Genomic DNA, 19033 nt, shown 5'->3' with positions numbered 1-19033 from the left:
TCGCAGCGTCAACTGATCATCGCGTCGACTTTCACTTCATTCCGCGAAGCCGCCGCACGAGTTGCAGCATGCGTCGGCTTGCGTTTTCCGGCGCGAACGACGCCACTTTCCTGTTGGCGTTTTCGATCTGCACCCGGCGCGCGGCACTGTCCGTCAGCAGGCGTTCGATCGCCGCCGCCATCGCGCCGACATCGCCTGGCGGCACGAGCACGCCCGCGTTGCCGCCGTCGAGAAGATCGCGCGGACCCGTCGGACAATCGGCGGAAATGACGGGCGTGCCGATCGCCATCGCTTCGCCCAGCACCATCGGGCACCCCTCGTAGCGGCTGCTCAGGACCAGCATCTCCGCGCGTCGTATGTACGGGAACGGATTCGCGCGAAACCCAAGGAACTGCACGCGAGCGCCGATGCCCAGCTCCGCCGCGAGATGCTCCAGCTTCGCGCGGTCGCGGCCTTCGCCGATCAGCACCAGATCGATCGGCGTCGCAGCGCGTCGGCAGACTTCGGCGAACGCGCGTAGCAGCGTCGCGTTATCCTTTTGCCCTTCGTCGAGCCTTGCCACCGACACGATGTACGGGTTCGCCGGATAGTCGACGCTCGCCGTCGCGTCGCGCCGGATTCGCGCGATGTCGATCACGTTGGGCAACTCGACGAGGTTCAACCGGTCGCTGCCAAAAAGCGACTCGGCTTCACGCGCCATGGCCGGCGTGATCATGGCGACGGCGGCATAGCGCCGGTACTGGTTCATCCGTCGCGCGAGAAAGCGCGCGCCGCGGTTGCCGATGCGAGTCGCGAGACTGAAGTGGCTCACGCCGACCACGGGCACGTCGCAGCGGCCGGCCAGATGGCGCAGCGAAAAATCGTAGTCGCAGACGATGTCGAAGCTTCGCGCGATACGCGTGAAGCGGCGTGCGGCCAGCGGCCTGACGACGCCATACGTCAGCAGCTTGTGATAGAGCTTCTTCGCGCCCTTCAGCTTGCGCTTGCGCGCGATCAGATGCGTGCCGTGCATCCAGCCCGGCTCCGCCAGCACGTAGACGGGGACATCGGCGGGAATCGAATGGGCCTGCCAGAACGCGAGATCGTCGGTCGGATACGCAACCGAGACAGCCGGCGCGAAATGCCTTCTGTCCAACGCGTTGAGCCACGCGAGCAGCGACGTTTCCGTACCGCCTTTGCCGAAGTCGTTGATGTGGAACAGGATGCGCAACGGCGCGCCGTCGCCTTCCGGCGCTTGCGCGTGGAGGGCTGCAACGGGTTTGCGGGATTCGCGGTGGAGCGTCATGACATCACCTTGCGCGTCTCGCGGCTGTGCTCGCCGATTCCCAGCAGCAGACCCGAGAACGACCAGAAAGCGAGAATCGTTGTTTGCCACATGAAGTCGTCCGTCATGTTCTTCGCGAGCATGCCTACGACGAGCGCAATACCCGCAGCGCTGACGAGGGGCTCGACATGGCGCAGGCGCCAGAAGCGCGCGATGAGCGCGAGCAGCAGCACGGACTGCAGCGCGACGCCGATGAACCCCGTCTGTAGCCACGTGTTGATAAACAGATTGTGCGCATGCGTCGGCGCCATGGGCTCGAGCGTGAGCAGGCTCGCGGGCATCTGGTTCCGATAGGCGATGCCAGGAAGCGGCTTGCCGAATCCGATGCCCGTCCACGTGTGCTCCGCGCCCACGCGCTCGTAGAACGCCCACAGCTTGGGACGCGTGTCGTTCGACACCGTGTCGCCGATGCCCACCAGCGCGGGCGGCAGGTAGATCTGATGTCCGCCGATGTTGAAATCGCCCTGCGCCGGGCGCGGCGCCGCGGCGCCGTAGCGCAGGCGCGCGCTGAGTTCGAGGCTTCCGAGCGCCGCGGCGGCCACGAGAACGAACACCACGCCCGTGATCAACATCCGCTTGCGGTAGAACGGATACAGCGCGATCAGCAGCGTGATCGCCGCAGCGGGCCAGAAGAAACGGTTGAGCGTGGCGAGCCCGACGAACAGGCAGAGGATGAGTCCCGTCAAGCCGACTGCCCGCCAGCGCGCGCGCAGCATCACGCCGGAGAAGAGCGGCATCGCGAAGACGGCCAGCGTGCTCGTATGGCCGACGCGGTTGTAGAAGTGGAGCAGGAACGTATCGGCCGTGGGCGGCTGCAGATGCCCCCAGTGGACGATGCTCGTGAGCGCCAGCAACGCGCAGGCAATCCACGTGACGACGACGAAGTACGTCGGTCGCTGCGTGCGGCTGCCGACGACCCAGAAGCCGAGAAAGGCGACGAACGGATAGAGAATCTCGTCGAACCACTGATGCAGGCTGACGGGCTGCGCGCGCGACCACACGACGGCAGCCAGCGCCCACGCCGCCCACGCGCAGATCGGCAGGACGAGCGGCCAGCGGCGCAGCGCCGTCGCATCCGATGCGCACGCGGCGCACAGCGTGCCGATGGCCAGCAGCGCGAGACCGTTATAGACGATCGCGGTCATGTGTCCGAACATGACCGCAAACAGGATGATCGGGCAGGCAACCCAAAGCACGCGCTCTCCGCGCGCCGCCAAGTTTTTCATGAGACTCCCAGTGCATCGCTCAACGCCCGGCAGACGGAATCGACCGTCAGGCGACCCATGCACGCAGCGTGATCGCCGCGCCAGTCCACGCAAGTCTCGGCGTTGCGGTCGCAACGGCGGACCCACGGCACCTCGCGGCGAAAAATAAACGGCTCGTTACGGCATGGCATATCGGCGATCGTGACGGGCACGAACCGCACGTCGCTCCAGTATTGACCGGCGCCGTGAATCAGCGCATTGCCGGGACCGAAGAGCGCAATCGTCGGCACGCCGACGAGGCGCCCCAGATGCGCAACGCCCGTATCGGGACACACCACCGCACGCGCGCCGGCAAACAGATGCCACAGTTCGCCGAGCCCGAGCCGCCCCGCCAGATTCGGGTGCTCGGGATCGGGATCGATGCGGCGAATCAGATCGGTTTCGCCGGGGCCGCCGCTCCATACGGGCATGTATCCGAGGCCGGCAACGTAATCCGCGACTTCGCGCCAGCGCGCGTCCGGCCAGCGCTTGACGGCCGTGCTCGCGCCCGGATGCAGCACGACGTACGGCCGTTGCGTGAGCCGTTCGTCCAACGAGGCTGAAGCGGCGGGCGCCGGCCAATCCTGCGTCCGGTAGTGACGCGGCGGCCCGCCGTCCACCAGTTCCGTCGCGAGATCGGCCCAGGCGGCCGGCTTCGACGGATACGGAATGTGTTCGTCGACGGGCCAGTTCTTCCATGCGGGCACATCGGCTGCATGCGCAACGATCCAGCGGCAGCCCGCGCCTAGCGCAAGCCAGCTGTGCCGGTTGTCGCCGGCGACGATGCCCAGATCATATGGGCCCGAGCGCAACACACCCTGCACCGTCGACAGATCGCGCGGATCGAACGGCAACGCCGTGACGTCGAACGGCCGCGCGGCATACAGCGGCACGATCGGCTTCGGGCACGCGAGCACGATGTCAGCGTGCGGATACTGCGCGCGCAGCTTCGCCAGCAACGGCGTGAGCAGCAGCGTGTCGCCGAGCAGCAGATGGTGGGCAATCAGGATGCGCGCGGGTGCGGCGGGCCTGCGGCGCAATGGCTTGAGCGCGAGCCGCGGAACGGCGCGCGCAAAAATTCGGATACGTCCGGACAGTCGACTCATTGGGTGATCGCCGCGTTGGCCCTCTCCAGCGATTCCCGTCTGCCGCTCACCCTGGTGGCAGCAGGCCGCTCTTTTCTCATACAAAACATTTCCGACGGTGTCATTTCTGATGCCCGCTGATACGTGAGCGCAACTCTTATCGCAAAAAAAGCGCGCAATGACTTCCGTTGCCCGTCATCCGCAATACGCGATCGTTCGACGAATAATCTGCATCAGAAGCGCCTGATTTTACCATGTGGCCCCCCAATGCCAGTCCCGCAAACGGCTAACGGGCGCGGCTCACGCGCTGCGCCAGCTTCAAAAGCGTCGCGACGTGGGCCGCCACGCTCGTGTCGTAGAGCACGGAGCCAGCGGGTACGCGCGGCCCGCCAGTGGCATGCGCTTGCGACGACGACGTCGTCACTGCGCGCTCGATCGCCACCCGCAACGCGGCCACGTCGCCGTGTGCGAAAACGAACTTCGCCTGCCCGGCAATCGCCGAACAGCAGCCGATCGTCGATGGAAAGATGACGGGCGTGCCGCACATCACCGACTCGACGCCGACCAGACCGAAAGGCTCGTATCCGGATGCGAGGATCGTGAAGTCCGCGGCCCGGTAGCAGTCTTCGATTTCACGTACGTAGCCGATATGCCGGATGCGCTCTGCCGGCCTGTCCAGCGGCCGGCCCGCGACGGCAACGACCACGCGCGGATCGATCTCGCGCAGCGCGGCTTCGATCAGCGGCAAGCCCTTGCGCTGATGGCTGCTCGACGGAAACAGCAGCACGATTTCGTCGTCGGCAAAGCCGTAACGCTTGCGCAGCGCCGCGCGTGTCGTGGCGTCGACGGGCGTGAAGCGCGTTGCGTCGACGGGCGGATAGATCACTTCGATCTTCGCTTCGTCGACGCCGTACAGTTCGATCAGCTCGTCGCGCATCAGGTCGGAATGCGCGACGATCACCGCCGAGCGTTCGTACTGGCGCTTTTCGAGTTCGATCTGCCGGCGATCGGAACGCTTCGTCGCGCGGCGCGTCGCTCGCAGAAAGCCAATGTGCGTGCCGCCGCAAATCGCGATATCCGATGAATCGACTCGGTTGCAGCCGATCAGCACGTCGACGCGCGCGGCGCGGCGCGCCCTGCGCAGACGGGCCGAAAACCATGCATCGCGCCATTTGCCCGGCAGGAGCGAAACAGGAATTCGATGGCGCTCGACGAGCCCGCTTTCCGGCACCGTCATGTCGAAGCGCCGTGCGAAGAACGCAGGCTCGATGCCGATGCCGGCGAATCCGCGCACGAGGTCCATCGCGTAGCGCTCGAGGCCGCCGCTGTACTTGAGCGCGTTGGCGGAGATTCCGATTTTTAGCATTGAAGGGGATTTGCCGGAGCGTCGATCGAACGGACATGAGCGCCGCGCGTGCGGTGCGAAGGGGGCACGTCGGCGGCAGCGGGCGCGGGCGGGACGGTCCGCGCCGCGCGATCAGCGATGCGCGCGCGCATCCGCTCACGCCGCATGCTGCTGAAACTGGATCCGATGCAGATGCGCGTACAGCCCGTTTTGCGCGAGCAGTTCGCGATGGCTGCCGCGCTCGACGATGCGCCCCGCGTCGAGCACGAGAATGCGGTCCGCGCGTTCGATGGTCGACAGGCGGTGCGCGATCACGAGCGTCGTGCGGCCCTTCATCAGCGTTTCGAGCGCGGCCTGCACATGGCGCTCGGATTCCGAATCGAGCGCCGACGTCGCCTCGTCGAGAATCAGGATGGGCGCGTCCTTGTAGACGGCGCGCGCGATCGCAAGCCGCTGCCGCTGGCCGCCCGACAGCATCATGCCGTTGTCGCCGATCAGCGTGTCGATGCCGTTCGGCATCGCGGCCACCGTGTCCCACAGATTGGCCGCGTGCAACGCCGCTTTCACGCGCTCGGCGTCGGCCGTCTGGCCATACGCGACGTTGTTCGCGATCGTGTCGTTGAAGAGCACGACGTCCTGGCTCACCATCGCGATCTGGCTGCGCAGTTCGTGAAGGCCGTACTCGGGCAGCGCGACGCCGTCGACGAGAATCGCGCCGCCGCTCGGATCGAAGAAGCGCGGCAGCAGGTTCACGAGCGTCGTCTTGCCGCTGCCCGACGGGCCCGCCAGCGCGACCATCTCGCCCGGCGCGACCTTGAACGACACGCTGTCGAGCGTCTGCCGTTGCATCGGGCCGCTCGCGCCATACATGAACGACACGTCGCGGAATTCGACCTCGCCGTTCGAGCGCTCCAGCTTGCGCCCGCCGCCCTCCGGCTCCGACGGCTCGTCGATCAACCCGAAGATCAGTTCTGCCGCCGTCATGCCGCGTTGCAGCGGCTGGTTCACGTCCATCAGGTGCTTGAGGGGCGAAATGATCAGCAGCATCGACGTGACGAACGCGACGAAGCCGCCGACCGTCGTCTGATCGTGCGACGACTGCACGACGGCAATCGTGATCACGACAGCGAGCGCGATCGACGCGAGGAACTGCGTGAGCGGCTGCGCGAGACCGCCCGACACCGTCATGCGCATCGAGTAGCCGCGCAGGCGCTTGCTCATCTGCGTGAAGCGGTCGATTTCGTACTGCTCGCCGTTGTGGACCTTGACGACCTTGTAGCCGCCCACCGTCTCCTCGACGATGTACGACAGCTCGTTCGTGAGGGTCTGATGCTCTCGGTTGAGGCGCCGCAGCCGCCGGTTGATCTTGCCCACGAGCCAGCCGATGCCCGGCAGCAGCACGGCGACGATCAGCGTCAGGCGCCAGTTCAGATAGAACAGATAGCCGAGGAGGAACACGACCGTCAGCGAATCGCGCACGAGCGTGACCATCACGCCCGTCAGCACGTTCAGGATCTGGTTGACTTCGAAGACGATCGCGTTGATCACCGTGCTTGCCGTCTCGCGCTGGAAGAACGCGACGCTGCCGTGGATCATCCGGTTGAACATCGTGAGCCGCAGATCGAGCAGAATCCGGTTCGACACATACGACAGCAGATAGCCCGACGCGTACTGCGCGACCCCGCGCACGAGCGCGAGGCCGATCACGGCGAGCGGCACGTACCATTTCGCGCTGTCGCTGCTGTGCGTGCCGAAGCCATGGTCGAGCAGCGGCTTGAGCAGCGCGGGAATGCCGGCCTCGGTGGCGGCAACGGCGCCCATCGTCGCGATGGCGGCGATGACAGTCCAGATGAGCGGCTTCACATACGGCCACAGACGGCGCAGCACGACGACTGTCGACGACACTTCACCCGAGCCGATGGGCTTGCTTAACGTTGGCTTGGCGCTCAAGAGATCCTCTGGAAATGCGGACGCGCTTCGCGGCGTCCCGCAGCGTCCATCAACCGCCCCTCGGGCGGATTTGCAAATGCGACATTGTAAACCGTCCGGGTTGCTATCCCGGGGTCGGCCAAATGACCGGTAAAAGCCCGCATTGGCGGATTGGCCAGGCAAGCGGGTTTCGCGCCTCGTCTTGCTTGCGGCGGGTCTTTTCGGGCACACGGGCTGTGGCGTGCGCCGTGCTGTGTATACTTGCGCAACTTTCGCTGGGCCCCGGCGGCGCTTCAGCAGCAGACCGCGTGCGCCGTGCGCCCTCCCTCCCGCTTTCGACTCGCATGACACAACCCACGCTCGGCGTCGCCATCATCACGAAGAATGCCGCGCGCAGGCTCGACGAATGCCTGCGGGCCGTCGCGTTCGCCGACGAGATCGTCGTCGTCGACAGCGGCAGCACCGACGGCACCGTCGAGATCGCCCGCGCGCATCGCGCCCGCGTGCTCACGCACGCCGACTGGCCGGGTTTCGGCCCGCAGAAGAACCGCGCGTTGGACGCGCTCGACACGACGTGGGTCCTGTCGATCGACGCCGACGAAATCGTGACGCCCGAACTGGCCGTCTCGATCGCGAGCGCGCTCGCCGCGCCCGCCGCGGATGTCTACGCGATCGACCGGCTGTCGGCGTTTTGCGGCCACTGGGTGCGCCACAGCGGCTGGTATCCGGACTGGATTCCGCGCCTCTTCAAACGCGGCGCCGCGCGCTTTTCCGACGATCTCGTGCACGAGCGGCTCGTGTTCGACACGCCCGCCAAGCGCCTCGAAGGCAAGCTGCTGCATCACTCGTACGAGGACCTTGAGACGGTGTTGCGCAAGCTCGACGCGTATTCGACGCTGGGCGCGCAGCAGCGTCACGCGGCTGGCCAGCGCGGCAGCTTCGGCAAGGCCGTCGCAAGAGGCGCGTGGGCGTTCGTGCGGACGTACCTGCTGCGGCGCGGGTTTCTCGATGGACGCGCGGGCTTCATGATCGCGATGTTCAATGCGGAAACCGTGTACTACCGGTTCGTGAAGCTCGCGCAGTTGGGGCGCAAGGACGCGTCGGGCCGGTGAACGAAGCCGAGGCCCGCCCACGCGAGCCGGCCTCTCTCGTTCGATCACCCGATCGATCTGCCGATCGATCAGTACACGATCTCGATTGCGCTGCCTGAAAACTCGTTGCGCAACGCGGCGAGCAATTCGTCCGTCGGCTTCACGCGCCATGCATCGCCGAGCCGCACCTCGCCTTCCGCGTTGTCGCTGCGATAGACGATCTGCACGGCGAGACCGTTCGGCATCGGCGCGGACGGGCGCTGGCCACGGCCCATGTCAGCACCTTGACCGTTCTGCCCATACTGACCGCCACGGCCGCCGCGGCTCGGCGCGGCAGCGGGCGCTGCGCTTTCGGCATCTTCCGGCTTCGCGCAATGCGCTTCGAGCACACGCCGCAGCGCATGGGCGTCCGCGTTGCCGTTCATCCGCACCTTCACCGCCTGCGCATAGCGCGTGCGTGCGCGGCCCAGATCCATCGGCGTATCGACGGTGAAACGGATGCCGCCCGTGAACGCGTCGTTGCGCGCCTGGCCCTGCACGACGAGCAGTTCGTCCTCCTTGAAGAGCTGCTTGTGCGCCTCGAACTGCTCGTTGAAGACGGTCACTTCGCACTGGCCCGTGCCGTCGTCGAGCAACGCGATCAACATCTTGCCGCGCTGGGTCATCTGCGTGCGCAGCGAGACGATCACGCCCGCCACCAGCTTGTCGCGCCCTTCCTTCAGCTCGCCGATCTTCTGCCGCACGAAGCGGCGCACTTCGTCCTTGTACGCGTCGAACAGATGGCCCGACAGATAGAAGCCGAGCGCCGTCTTTTCTTCCTGCAGGCGGCGCTTGTCCGGCCACACCGGCTCGTCGACGAGCTCGTGGCCTTGCGACGGCGCATCGCCCATGTCGAACAGACCCGCCTGCATCGCGTTGGCGCTCGCCTGATCGGCGGCTTCCATCGCGAGCGACACCGACGCGAGCAGTTGCGCGCGGTTCGGGTGCAGTGAATCGAACGCGCCCGCGCGAATCAGCGCCTCGATCGTGCGGCGGTTGACGATGCGGCGATCGATACGGTTGCAGAAATCGAAGAGATCGACGAACGGACCGTCTTCGCGCGCGCGCAGGATTTCTTCGATTGCGTTCTGGCCGCTGCCCTTGATCGCGCCAAGGCCATAGCGGATCGTGCGCGAGCGCTTGCCATCGCTTTCGGCAACCGGCTCGAAGCGATACGCTGACAGATTGATGTCCGGCGGCAACACGGCCATCTTGTTCGCGAGGCAGTCTTCGAACAGGATCTTGACCTTGTCCGTGTCGTCCATCGCGAGCGACATGTTGGCCGCCATGAATTCGGCGGGATGATGCGCCTTGAGCCACGCGGTGTAGTACGCGAGCAGCGCGTAGGCCGCAGCGTGCGACTTGTTGAAGCCGTAGCCCGCGAACTTCTCCATCAGGTCGAAGATCTCGTCCGACTTCTCGCGCGTGAGGCCGTTCGTCGCGGCGCCCTCGGCGAAGATCTCGCGATGCTTCGCCATTTCCTCGGGCTTCTTCTTGCCCATCGCGCGGCGCAGCAGGTCGGCGCCGCCCAGCGAATAGCCGCCGATGATCTGCGCCATCTGCATCACCTGCTCCTGGTAGACCATGATGCCGTAGGTCTCTTTCAGAACAGGCTCGACGCGCGGGTCCGGATACTCCACTGTCTCGCGTCCGTGCTTGCGCGCGCAGAAGCTCGGAATCAGATCCATCGGACCCGGACGGTACAACGCGACGAGCGCGATGATGTCCTCGAAGCGGTCGGGCTGCGCGTCCTTCAACATGCCCTGCATGCCGCGGCTTTCCAGCTGGAACACGGCGACGGTATTCGCTTTCTTGAGGATCGAGAACGACGCGGGATCGTCGAGCGGCACTTGCGAGAGCGACCAGTTCTCCTTCGACGGATCGAGGCGCCGAATGTAGCGCTCGGCCCAGTCGAGAATCGTCAGCGTGGTCAGACCCAGAAAGTCGAACTTCACGAGGCCGACGGCTTCGACGTCGTCCTTGTCGTACTGGCTCACGACGCCGCTTTCGTCGCCCTGCGTATAGAGCGGACAGAAGTCGGTCAGCTTGCCGGGCGCGATCAGCACGCCGCCCGCGTGCATGCCGACGTTACGCGTCAGGCCTTCCACGCGCTGCGCGAGTTCGAGCAGCTGATGCACTTCATCTTCGTTGTCGAAGCGCTCCTGGAGCAGCGGCTCTTCCTTCATCGCGTCGGCGATGGTCACGTGCTTGCCCGGCTTGAACGGAATCAGCTTCGCGACGCCGTCGGTGAACATGTAGCCGAGATCGAGCACGCGGCCGATATCGCGCACGGCCGCCTTTGCGGCCATCGTGCCGAACGTCGCGATCTGCGACACGGCGTCCGCACCGTACTTCTCCTTCACGTACTGGATCACGCGATCGCGGCCGTGCTGGCAGAAGTCGATGTCGAAGTCGGGCATCGACACCCGCTCCGGATTCAGAAAACGTTCGAACAGCAGGTTGTAGCGCAGCGGATCGAGGTCGGTGATGCCGAGCGCGTACGCGACGAGCGAGCCCGCGCCCGAGCCCCGGCCCGGCCCCACGGGCACGCCATTGTTTTTCGCCCAGTTGATGAAGTCCGCGACGATCAGGAAGTAACCGGGGAAGCCCATCTTGATGATCGTGCCGCATTCGAAATCGAGACGCGCGTAGTACGTTTCGCGCTGCGCGTCGCGTTCGGCCTGATCGGGGTACAGCTGCTCGAGACGCTTCTCAAGCCCTTCCTTCGACAACTGCACCAGATAGTCGTCGAGCGACATGCCGTCGGGCGTCGGAAAGAGCGGCAGCTTCGGCTTGCCGAGCTCAAGCGTGAGGTTGCAGCGCTTCGCGATTTCGACAGTGTTCGCGAGCGCGGACGGAATGTCCGCGAACATCGTGCCCATCTCGTCTTGCGTGCGGAAATACTGGTCCGTCGTAAAGCGCTTCTGGCGACGCGGATTCGCAAGAATGTCGCCCTCGGAAATGCACACGCGCGCTTCGTGCGCGGTGAAATCGTCGGACGTCATGAACTGCAACGGATGCGTCGCGACGACAGGCAGCTTCAGCGAAGCGGCCAGTGCGACCGCCTGCTGCACGTACGTTTCGGCGCCCGGCTGCCCGCTGCGTTGCAGTTCGATGTAGAACCCGTTCGGAAAGACTTTCGCCCAACGCGATGCATTGCGCTTTGCGGCTTCCTCGTTGCCCGCTGCGAGCGCAATGCCCACGTCGCCGTGCTGCGCGCCCGACAGCGCAAGCAGTCCCTCGGCGAGGCCGCTTTCGAGCCACGCTGCCTCGACTTCCGCACGTCCGCGATACTGGTTCGTGAGCCACGCCTTCGACAGCAGTTCGCACAGATTCAGATATCCGGTCTTGTTCTTGACCAGCAGCAGAAGACGCGAAGGCTTGTCTCGGTCGTCGGGATTCGTGATCCAGACATCGCAGCCCGCAATGGGTTTGACCCCTTTGTCACGAGCTTCCTTGTAAAAACGGACGAGACCGAATGCGTTGCCGAGATCGGTGAGCGCGAGCGCGCCCTGACCGTCTTTGGCAGCGGCGACGACGACGTCGTCGAGACGCACGATGCCATCGGCAATCGAGAATTCGGAGTGAACGCGGAGATGGACGAAGCGGGGATCTGACATGGGCGACATTGTAACCCCGCCCTCCCGAAAATTTTCCGCAAAACGGCCCTGAACCAGCCCGTTGGCCATCCGGCCAGGCGGGCTCGCACGCGAGGCATTTACGGCGGCGATGCGCGCGCATTGGGGTCGGCCATTTGGGCTATTCGCGCGCAAGTCAATATGCCGACGGGCAGATTGCGAAGCGATCCGCAGGATGAGGGATAATACGGGCTCGAACCATTTCCCTGCCGTACACGTGCTGCGCCCGCCATCGATGCGCGCCGGGGCACGGCGCTTTATCGCTGGACCAGCATGAATATTCTGAATCTCTCGGCCTACCAGTTCTCGACGCTCGACAAGACCGTCGAATGGCGGCCGCTCGTCACCGCCCGTTGCAACGAACTCGGCTTGCGCGGCACGATCCTGCTCGCACCGGAAGGCATCAACCTGTTTATCGCCGGTGAAATCCCGCAAGTGCGCGAGTTCATCGACTACATCCGTCGCGATCCTCTGTTCGAGGGCAAATTCGCGGAGCTTCAGTTCAAGGAAAGCCTGTCGGAGAAGCAGCCGTTCCGACGCATGCTCGTCAAGCTCAAGCGCGAAATCATCACGATGAAGAAGCCGGCCATCAAGCCGGAACTGGGCCGCGCGCCCGCCGTCGATGCGCGCACGCTCAAGATGTGGCTCGACCGCGGTCACGACGACGCAGGCCGCCCCGTCGTGATGCTCGACACGCGCAACGCGTTCGAAGTCGATGTCGGCACGTTCGACAACGCGCTCGATTACCGCATCACGAAGTTCAGCCAGTTTCCGGACGTGATCGAGCAGAACCGCACGGACCTCGAAGGCAAGACGGTCGTGTCGTTCTGCACGGGCGGCATTCGCTGCGAGAAGGCGGCGATCCACATGAAGGATGTCGGCATCGAAAACGTCTACCAGCTGGAAGGCGGCATTCTGAAGTACTTCGAGGAAGTGGGCGGCGCGCACTACAACGGCGAGTGCTTCGTGTTCGACTATCGCACCTCGCTCGATCCGAATCTGCAGCCGACGGCCACCGTGCAGTGCTTCGGCTGCCGCGCCGTCGTCACGCCGGAAGACCAGAAGTCGCCGTTCTACGTGCCGGGCAAGACCTGCGCCGCCTGCCATCCGCAAGCGCAACACGCCAGCGCGGCGCGCGCCGCGTAACGCGCACGATCACGGATGGTCCAATGCTGACGTTCGCAGCATGACGACCTATCGCGGACGTTTCGCCCCCTCGCCGACCGGCCCGCTGCATTTCGGTTCGCTGGTCAGCGCGCTCGCAAGCTGGCTCGATGCGCGCGCGCATCGCGGTACGTGGCTCGTGCGGATCGAAGACATCGACGGTCCGCGCACCGTCCCCGGCGCGGCAGAAGATATTGTCGAAACCCTTGCGCGCTTCGGCATGGTGGCCGACGAGCCGCCCGCCTGGCAAAGCCGGCGCATGTCGCTGTATCAGCAGGAATTCGAGCGCCTGCGATCGACGGGGCTCGTTTATCCGTGCGGCTGCACGCGCAAGGAGATCGCCGATTCGCTTGTGCATGCGCATGCGCGCCATACGACGCTCGCGTATCCCGGCACCTGCCGCAACGGCCTGAACGGCAAGCCCGCGCGCGCATGGCGATTGCGTGTTCCCGACGGCGATGCCGCCATCGTGACCTTCGACGATCGCTGGCAAGGCCCGCAGACGCAGAATCTCGCGACGGAAGTCGGCGATTTCGTCTTGCGCCGGGCCGACGATCAGTGGGCGTATCAACTGGCCGTCGTCGTCGACGATGTGGATCAGCGCATCACGCATGTCGTGCGTGGCGCGGACCTGCTCGACTCGACAGCGCGCCAGATTTATCTGCAACAGTGCATGGGCGTGCCCACGCCCTCTTATCTTCACGTGCCCGTCGTCACAAATGCCGACGGAGAAAAGCTCAGCAAGCAGACGGGTGCGCTCGCGCTGGACGCAAGCCGGCCACTCGTCGCACTCAACGACGCGGCGTTGCATCTGGGGCTGACGCTGAGCGGGACGGCTGCGCTGTCGCGAGAAGCGTTTTACGCGGAAGCAATCGGGGCGTGGTCCGAGCGCATGAAACGCTGAAGCGTCCAGCGCGGCGCGATGAACAGAAACGAAAACGGCGCCAGCAATGGCGCCGTTTTTCAGCTAGTCTCGCCGCTCAGCGTGCCGCCGCTGGCGTTCAAGCGATTCAGTTCGAAGAAGTCGTCTTGCGCGGCATTCCGAAACCGCCCAGCAGCGCAGCGAGCGGCTGCTTCGAAGCGGGCTTCTGCGGCGCGGCGGGCGCCTCTTCGCGCTTGGCGGAAGCCGACACGGCCGAAGGCGACGGCTCGTACGGCTTCAGGAAGAAATCGTCGATGGGCTGCTGGCGATGATGCGCCCCATGCGACGGACGCTCGTGCGCGCCCGTCGTGCGACGGCGGCTGCCGCGGTCGTCGCGGTCGCGCCGCGAGCCGCGCTCGTCGTGATGGTGACGCACGGGCGTGTCGACGGCGAGACGCTGCACGTCCAGCGGACGCTTGATCAGCTTTTCGATGTCGGCGAGCTGCTTGCGCTCGTTCGGGCTGAACAGCGACAGCGCATCGCCCGATGCGCCCGCGCGGCCCGTCCGGCCGATCCGGTGCACATAGTCTTCGGCGTTGAACGGCAGATCGAAGTTGATCACGGCCGGCAGTTCCGCGATGTCGAGACCGCGCGCCGCTACATCCGTCGCCACCAGCGCTTCGATTTCGCCGCGCTTGAACGCGTCGAGCGCCTGCATCCGTTCGCTTTGGGTGCGGTCGCCGTGAATCGCGGTCGCCACCACGCCGTCGCGCTCCAGCTGGCGCGCGAGACGGCTCGCGCCGATCTTGCTGTTGCAGAACACGATCACCTGCTTGAGGCTGCGTTCGCGGATCAGTTGCACGACCGCGCCCGTCTTGTCGCCCTCGGCCACTTCGAAGACGATCTGCGTGACGTTGGTCGCCGTCGAGTTGCTGCGCGCGACTTCGATCGTCTGCGGGTTGCGCAGATAAGTGGACGCGAGCTTCTTGATTTCGGGCGAAAAAGTCGCCGAGAAGAGCAGCGTCTGGCGCTCGCTCGGCAACAGGTTGAGGATGCGCTGCAGGTCGGGCAGGAAGCCCATGTCGAGCATGCGGTCCGCCTCGTCGAGCACGAGCATCTGCACCTGGCCGAGATTGGCCGTCTTCTGCTGCACGTGGTCGAGCAGGCGTCCTGGCGTTGCAATCAGGATTTCGACGCCGCGCCGCAGTTCCGCCGATTGCGGGTTCATGTCGACGCCGCCGAACACGACGGCACTGCGCAGCGCCGTGTGCTTCGCGTACGACTGCACGTTCGCGGCGACCTGGTCGGCGAGTTCGCGCGTCGGCGTGAGGATCAGCGCGCGAACGGGGTGACGGGCCGGCGATGCGCTCGTGTTCGCGAGCGGCAGCAGGCGCTGGATGATCGGGAGCGAGAAGCCCGCCGTCTTGCCTGTGCCCGTCTGCGCGGCGCCCATCACGTCCCGGCCGTCCAGCACGACGGGGATCGCCTTGGCCTGGATCGGCGTCGGCGTCGTGTACCCCTGTTCCGCGATGGCTTTGAGGATGTCGGCGTGGAGACCGAACTGGTCGAAGGTCACGGTGCTGGGCGTGGTTGCTGTGTCGGACATGGTGGCTTTCGCTAAAAATGCGCTTGGGCGGAACCGCTTGCGCGTTGCCAAAGGCGGGCGCCCGGGCGTCCGCTCAAACTCTCTTGCAGCTTCTTCTGCAGCGGCCGGGGCCGCGGAGGGCATCAGGATGAAGGCGGAGCCACGGCGTCCCGCACAAGATCCGCTCTGGTCTCTGGTATTGCCAGAAATCGGCAGGCATGCGGCCGGCTCCAGCCGACGGAAACATCCGCCGGAAAGGCCGGTATTGTAGCACTTCGGCCTCCGACCTGTTCTTGCACGACACCGGCCCGCGTCGCCTTGGGGACGGCCGCCCCTTCGTCCGGCGCGACGGCCGTATCGAGCGGGGACGGCCCGTATCCGACGCGGGCAGCGTAGACGGCGAACGAGTCAATCCGGTGACAGCCGCCTGACATGCGCATGACCCGGCGCGCCGCCGCATCGGCCAGCGCCCCGCCCTTGCTCTCCCAATCTCACCACGTCTCGCGCATCACCATCAGGCGCGGCTCCGTCATGTCCTCGATCGCGTAGCGGATGCCCTCGCGTCCGAGCCCCGAGTCCTTGACGCCGCCATACGGCATGTTGTCGACGCGGAACGACGGCACATCGTTGATGACCACACCGCCCACATCCAGTTCGTCCCACGCCTGATGCGCGTGCGCGAGCGAATCGGTGAAGACGCCCGCCTGCAATCCGAAGTCGCTGTCGTTGACGGTCGCGAGCGCGCTTTTGAAATCGTCGAACTTTTCGAGGATCGCGACAGGCCCGAACGCCTCCTTCCGGTACAGATCGGTGTCGCGTCCGACGTTTTCGAGCAGCGTCGCCTCGAACATCGCGCCGTCCACCTTGCCGCCCGCGACGATCTTCGCGCCTGCCTTCACCGCGCCGTCCATCCAGCCCGCGAGCCGGCGCGATTCCGATTCGGAGATCATCGGCCCGACGAAAGTCTTTTCGTCCTTCGGATCGCCCATCTTGAGCGACTTTGTCTTCGCGATCAGCTTCTCGCGCAGCGCGTCGTACAGCGATGCATGCGCGAGAATCCGCTGCACGCCGATGCAGCTTTGCCCCGACTGATAGAACGCGCCGAACGCGAGCCGGTCGACGACGTAATCGAGCTTGTCGCGCTGATCGCCATCGACGATCGCGGCCGCGTTGCCGCCCAGCTCGAGGATCACCTTCTTCTTGCCCGCCTTCGCCTTCAGGTCCCAGCCGACGGCGGGCGAGCCCGTGAACGACAGCAGCTTGAAGCGCTCGTCGGTGGTGAAGAGATCGGCGCCGTCGCGATGCGCGGGCAGGATCGAGAACGCGCCCTTCGGCAGATCGGTTTCCGCGAGCACCTCGCCGATGATCAGCGCGCCGATCGGCGTGCGGCTCGCCGGCTTCAGCACGAACGGCACGCCGGCGGCCAGAGCGGGCGCGACCTTGTGCGCGGCGAGATTCAGCGGGAAGTTGAACGGCGAGATGAACGAGCACGGCCCGATGGGCACGCGCTTCACATACGCGTGATAGCCCTTCGCGCGCTGCGAGATTTCGAGGTTGACGATCTCGCCGTCGATGCGCACCGATTCTTCCGCCGCGACCTTGAATGTATCGATCAGGCGCGTGACTTCGCCGCGCGAATCGTTGATCGGCTTGCCTGCCTCGATGCACAGCGCCATCGCGAGTTCGTCGAAGCGCTCGCGAAAGCGCTTCACGCAATGTTCGAGCACGGCCTGGCGCTTGAACGGCGCAAACGCGCGCAACTCGGGCATCGCGGCGACGGCGAGGCCGATGGCCTTGTCGATCGCTGCCGCATCGGCGAGCGCGACGCGCGTCGCGACTTCGCCGCTGAACTTGTCGGTGACTTCGAGATCGGTGTTCGCGGCTACCGCAACGTTCGCGAGGTAGTACGGGTAACTCTTCTGCAACATGACACGTTCTCCTTGATCCGATCAAAGGAGCGCAGCAACGGCCGTTCCGCATCCGCCGCGCCGCGCGCCGGGGAAATGCGGCGACATGTCAAAGCTGCGCCGACAGCCGCTTGATTTCGCGATTGAGCACGCGCTCGTTGTCCGAGTAATCAATGGGGACGTCGATCACATGCACGCCAGGCGTCGCGAAGCACTCGCGCACGAGCGGCGCGAACTCGGCCGCCGACGCGATCCGGTGTCCTTGCGCGCCATAGCTCTTCGCGTAGTCGACGAAATCGGGGTTCTTGAGCGTCATCCCGTAGTCGGGAAAATTCATGTTCTCCTGCTTCCAGCGGATCATGCCGAACGCATCGTCGCGCAGGATCAGCACGACGAGGTCGAGCTTCAGGCGCACAGCCGTCTCGATCTCCTGCGAGTTCATCATGAAGCCGCCGTCGCCGCACACGGCCATCACCTTGCGCTCGGGCAGCACGATCTTCGTCGCGATCGCCGAGGGGAGCCCCGCGCCCATCGACGCGAGCGCGTTGTCGAGCAGCAGCGAATTCGGCTCGTGCGCGCGGTAGTAGCGCGCGAACCAGATCTTGTACATGCCGTTGTCGAGACAGATGACACCGTCGACGGGCATCGTCTCGTACACGTCGTTGACGATGCGCACCGGGTACATCGGGAAGCGGTCGTCGTGCTGGCCCTTCACGAGATGCGCTTCGAAATGCTCCTTGATCTCCTTGAAGCGCGCGAAGTCCCAATGCTCGCCCTTGCCCTGCAACGCCTCCTTCATCTGCCAGACGGCGTTGGCGATATCGCCGACCACTTCGATCTGCGGGAAGTACACGGGGTCCACTTCCGCGCCGAGAAAGTTGACGTGAATCACCGTCTTCTCGCCCGCATCGGCGCCGCGCATGAAGAACGGCGGCTTTTCGATCACGTCGTGGCCGACGTTGATGATGCAGTCCGCGTGATCGATCGCGCGGTGCACGAAGTCGCCGTCCGACAGCGTCGCGTTGCCGAGCCACAACGGATGCGATTCGTCGATCACGCCCTTGCCCATCTGCGTCGTGAAGAATGGAATGCCGATCTGGTCGACGAATTCGCGCAGCATCTTGCGCGTGGTCTTGCGATTGCCGCCCGCGCCGATCATCAGGATCGGATGCTTCGCGTCCGCGATGGCCTTCACCGCGCGCTCGACGGCCTTCTCTTCGGCGACGGGCCGGCGGCTGTAGCTCTTCGGGATCGGCTTGCCGTCGCCCTCTTCATGCGCGACGTCCTCGGGCAGTTCGAGATGCGTGGCGCCCGGGCGTTCTTCTTCGGCCTGGCGGAACGCCTCGCGCACCGACGCGGGAATATTGCCGATCGACACGATCTGCCGCGTGTACTTGGTGAGCGGCTCCATCATCCGCACGACATCGACGATCTGGAAGTGGCCCTGCTTGCTCGACTTGATCGGCTTCTGGCCCGTGACCATCAGCATCGGCATGCCGCCGAGCTGCGCATACGCTGCCGCCGTCACGAAGTTGGTCGCGCCCGGGCCGAGCGTTGCCAGGCAGACGCCGGTGCGGCCCGTGAGGCGGCCATAGGTCGCGGCCATGAAGCCAGCCGCCTGTTCGTGGCGGGTAAGGACGAGCTTGATCCGGGAGCGGCGCAGCGATTCGAGGAGATCGAGATTTTCTTCGCCGGGAATGCCGAACACGTACTCGACGCCTTCCGCTTCCAGCGATTTGACGAACAGATCCGATGCTTTCATGGGAAGTCTCGCTTGACGAACGAACGCGGACCGGGCCGCCGTCGCGGCACGCGGACAA

At 65.3% G+C, this 19033-nt stretch carries 12 protein-coding genes; 3 read left to right on the top strand and 9 right to left on the bottom strand.

All coding sequences use genetic code 11. The features are described 5' to 3' along the window. Positions 1 to 31 precede the first annotated feature (31 nt). The 5 genes from BN2476_RS12800 to msbA form a co-directional block, all read right to left on the bottom strand. Positions 32 to 1285 carry a glycosyltransferase gene (locus BN2476_RS12800; protein WP_087734527.1) on the bottom strand — a complete coding sequence of 418 codons (1254 nt, stop codon included), beginning with the start codon at positions 1283 to 1285 and terminating at the stop codon, positions 32 to 34. Further along, on the bottom strand, positions 1282 to 2550 hold the full coding sequence (locus BN2476_RS12795; RefSeq protein ID WP_087734526.1) for an O-antigen ligase family protein: 1269 nt from the start codon (positions 2548 to 2550) through the stop codon (positions 1282 to 1284). The genes BN2476_RS12800 and BN2476_RS12795 overlap by 4 nt, the downstream gene beginning before the upstream one ends. Further along, positions 2547 to 3674 carry a glycosyltransferase family 9 protein gene (locus BN2476_RS12790; RefSeq protein ID WP_087734525.1) on the bottom strand — a complete coding sequence of 376 codons (1128 nt, stop codon included), beginning with the start codon at positions 3672 to 3674 and terminating at the stop codon, positions 2547 to 2549. Before BN2476_RS12790 ends, BN2476_RS12795 begins: the two co-directional genes overlap by 4 nt. 265 nt (positions 3675 to 3939) lie before the next feature. Beyond that, complete coding sequence (locus BN2476_RS12785; protein ID WP_087734524.1) at positions 3940 to 5019, bottom strand: glycosyltransferase family 4 protein; 1080 nt, start codon at positions 5017 to 5019, stop codon at positions 3940 to 3942. Between the two features lie 135 nt (positions 5020 to 5154). After that, positions 5155 to 6948: a lipid A export permease/ATP-binding protein MsbA gene (msbA, locus tag BN2476_RS12780; protein WP_087734523.1), complete on the bottom strand. Its 1794-nt coding sequence runs from the start codon at positions 6946 to 6948 to the stop codon at positions 5155 to 5157. A gap of 323 nt (positions 6949 to 7271) precedes the next feature. Between msbA and BN2476_RS12775 the strand changes: the two genes are divergently transcribed. After that, the gene (locus BN2476_RS12775; protein WP_087734522.1) at positions 7272 to 8039 is read left to right on the top strand and encodes a glycosyltransferase family 2 protein; all 768 of its coding nucleotides are present in this window, start codon (positions 7272 to 7274) and stop codon (positions 8037 to 8039) included. A 68-nt stretch (positions 8040 to 8107) separates the two neighbouring features. Here the strand turns inward: BN2476_RS12775 and dnaE are convergent, their stop codons facing one another. Then, positions 8108 to 11686 carry a DNA polymerase III subunit alpha gene (dnaE, locus tag BN2476_RS12770; protein WP_087734521.1) on the bottom strand — a complete coding sequence of 1193 codons (3579 nt, stop codon included), beginning with the start codon at positions 11684 to 11686 and terminating at the stop codon, positions 8108 to 8110. A 282-nt stretch (positions 11687 to 11968) separates the two neighbouring features. On the opposite strand from dnaE, the gene BN2476_RS12765 reads away from it, so the two are divergent. Then, entirely contained in the window at positions 11969 to 12841 is an 873-nt protein-coding gene (locus tag BN2476_RS12765; protein WP_087734520.1) for a sulfurtransferase, read from the top strand. A gap of 40 nt (positions 12842 to 12881) precedes the next feature. Then, positions 12882 to 13763 carry a tRNA glutamyl-Q(34) synthetase GluQRS gene (gene gluQRS, locus BN2476_RS12760; RefSeq protein WP_087734519.1) on the top strand — a complete coding sequence of 294 codons (882 nt, stop codon included), beginning with the start codon at positions 12882 to 12884 and terminating at the stop codon, positions 13761 to 13763. Between the two features lie 106 nt (positions 13764 to 13869). On the opposite strand, the gene BN2476_RS12755 is transcribed toward gluQRS, so the two are convergent. The 3 genes from BN2476_RS12755 to BN2476_RS12745 form a co-directional block, all read right to left on the bottom strand. Then, positions 13870 to 15327, bottom strand: a complete 1458-nt coding sequence (locus BN2476_RS12755) for a DEAD/DEAH box helicase (RefSeq protein WP_087734518.1) — start codon at positions 15325 to 15327, stop codon at positions 13870 to 13872. Between the two features lie 470 nt (positions 15328 to 15797). Next, positions 15798 to 17234 (bottom strand): aldehyde dehydrogenase family protein, encoded by a 1437-nt coding sequence (locus tag BN2476_RS12750; RefSeq protein ID WP_087734517.1) that lies wholly within the window; start codon positions 17232 to 17234, stop codon positions 15798 to 15800. Positions 17235 to 17322: 88 nt separating this feature from the next. Next, positions 17323 to 18975, bottom strand: a complete 1653-nt coding sequence (locus tag BN2476_RS12745) for an acetolactate synthase large subunit (RefSeq protein ID WP_087734516.1) — start codon at positions 18973 to 18975, stop codon at positions 17323 to 17325. Positions 18976 to 19033 lie beyond the last annotated feature (58 nt).

The organism is Paraburkholderia piptadeniae, assembly GCF_900007165.1.
Lineage (GTDB): Bacteria > Pseudomonadota > Gammaproteobacteria > Burkholderiales > Burkholderiaceae > Paraburkholderia > Paraburkholderia piptadeniae.
The sequence above is the reverse complement of the archived record's forward strand: the minus strand, read 5'-3'. Positions and strand labels throughout refer to the sequence as shown.

Coding starts and splice junctions, on each gene's coding strand:
- BN2476_RS12800 (WP_087734527.1), bottom strand. CDS start 1,285: ATGACGCTCCACCGCGAATCCCGCAAACCCGTTGCAGCCCTCCACGCG.
- BN2476_RS12755 (WP_087734518.1), bottom strand. CDS start 15,327: ATGTCCGACACAGCAACCACGCCCAGCACCGTGACCTTCGACCAGTTC.
- BN2476_RS12795 (WP_087734526.1), bottom strand. CDS start 2,550: ATGAAAAACTTGGCGGCGCGCGGAGAGCGCGTGCTTTGGGTTGCCTGC.
- BN2476_RS12785 (WP_087734524.1), bottom strand. CDS start 5,019: ATGCTAAAAATCGGAATCTCCGCCAACGCGCTCAAGTACAGCGGCGGC.
- dnaE (WP_087734521.1), bottom strand. CDS start 11,686: ATGTCGCCCATGTCAGATCCCCGCTTCGTCCATCTCCGCGTTCACTCC.
- BN2476_RS12745 (WP_087734516.1), bottom strand. CDS start 18,975: ATGAAAGCATCGGATCTGTTCGTCAAATCGCTGGAAGCGGAAGGCGTC.
- BN2476_RS12765 (WP_087734520.1), top strand. CDS start 11,969: ATGAATATTCTGAATCTCTCGGCCTACCAGTTCTCGACGCTCGACAAG.
- BN2476_RS12750 (WP_087734517.1), bottom strand. CDS start 17,234: ATGTTGCAGAAGAGTTACCCGTACTACCTCGCGAACGTTGCGGTAGCC.
- BN2476_RS12790 (WP_087734525.1), bottom strand. CDS start 3,674: ATGAGTCGACTGTCCGGACGTATCCGAATTTTTGCGCGCGCCGTTCCG.
- BN2476_RS12775 (WP_087734522.1), top strand. CDS start 7,272: ATGACACAACCCACGCTCGGCGTCGCCATCATCACGAAGAATGCCGCG.
- gluQRS (WP_087734519.1), top strand. CDS start 12,882: ATGACGACCTATCGCGGACGTTTCGCCCCCTCGCCGACCGGCCCGCTG.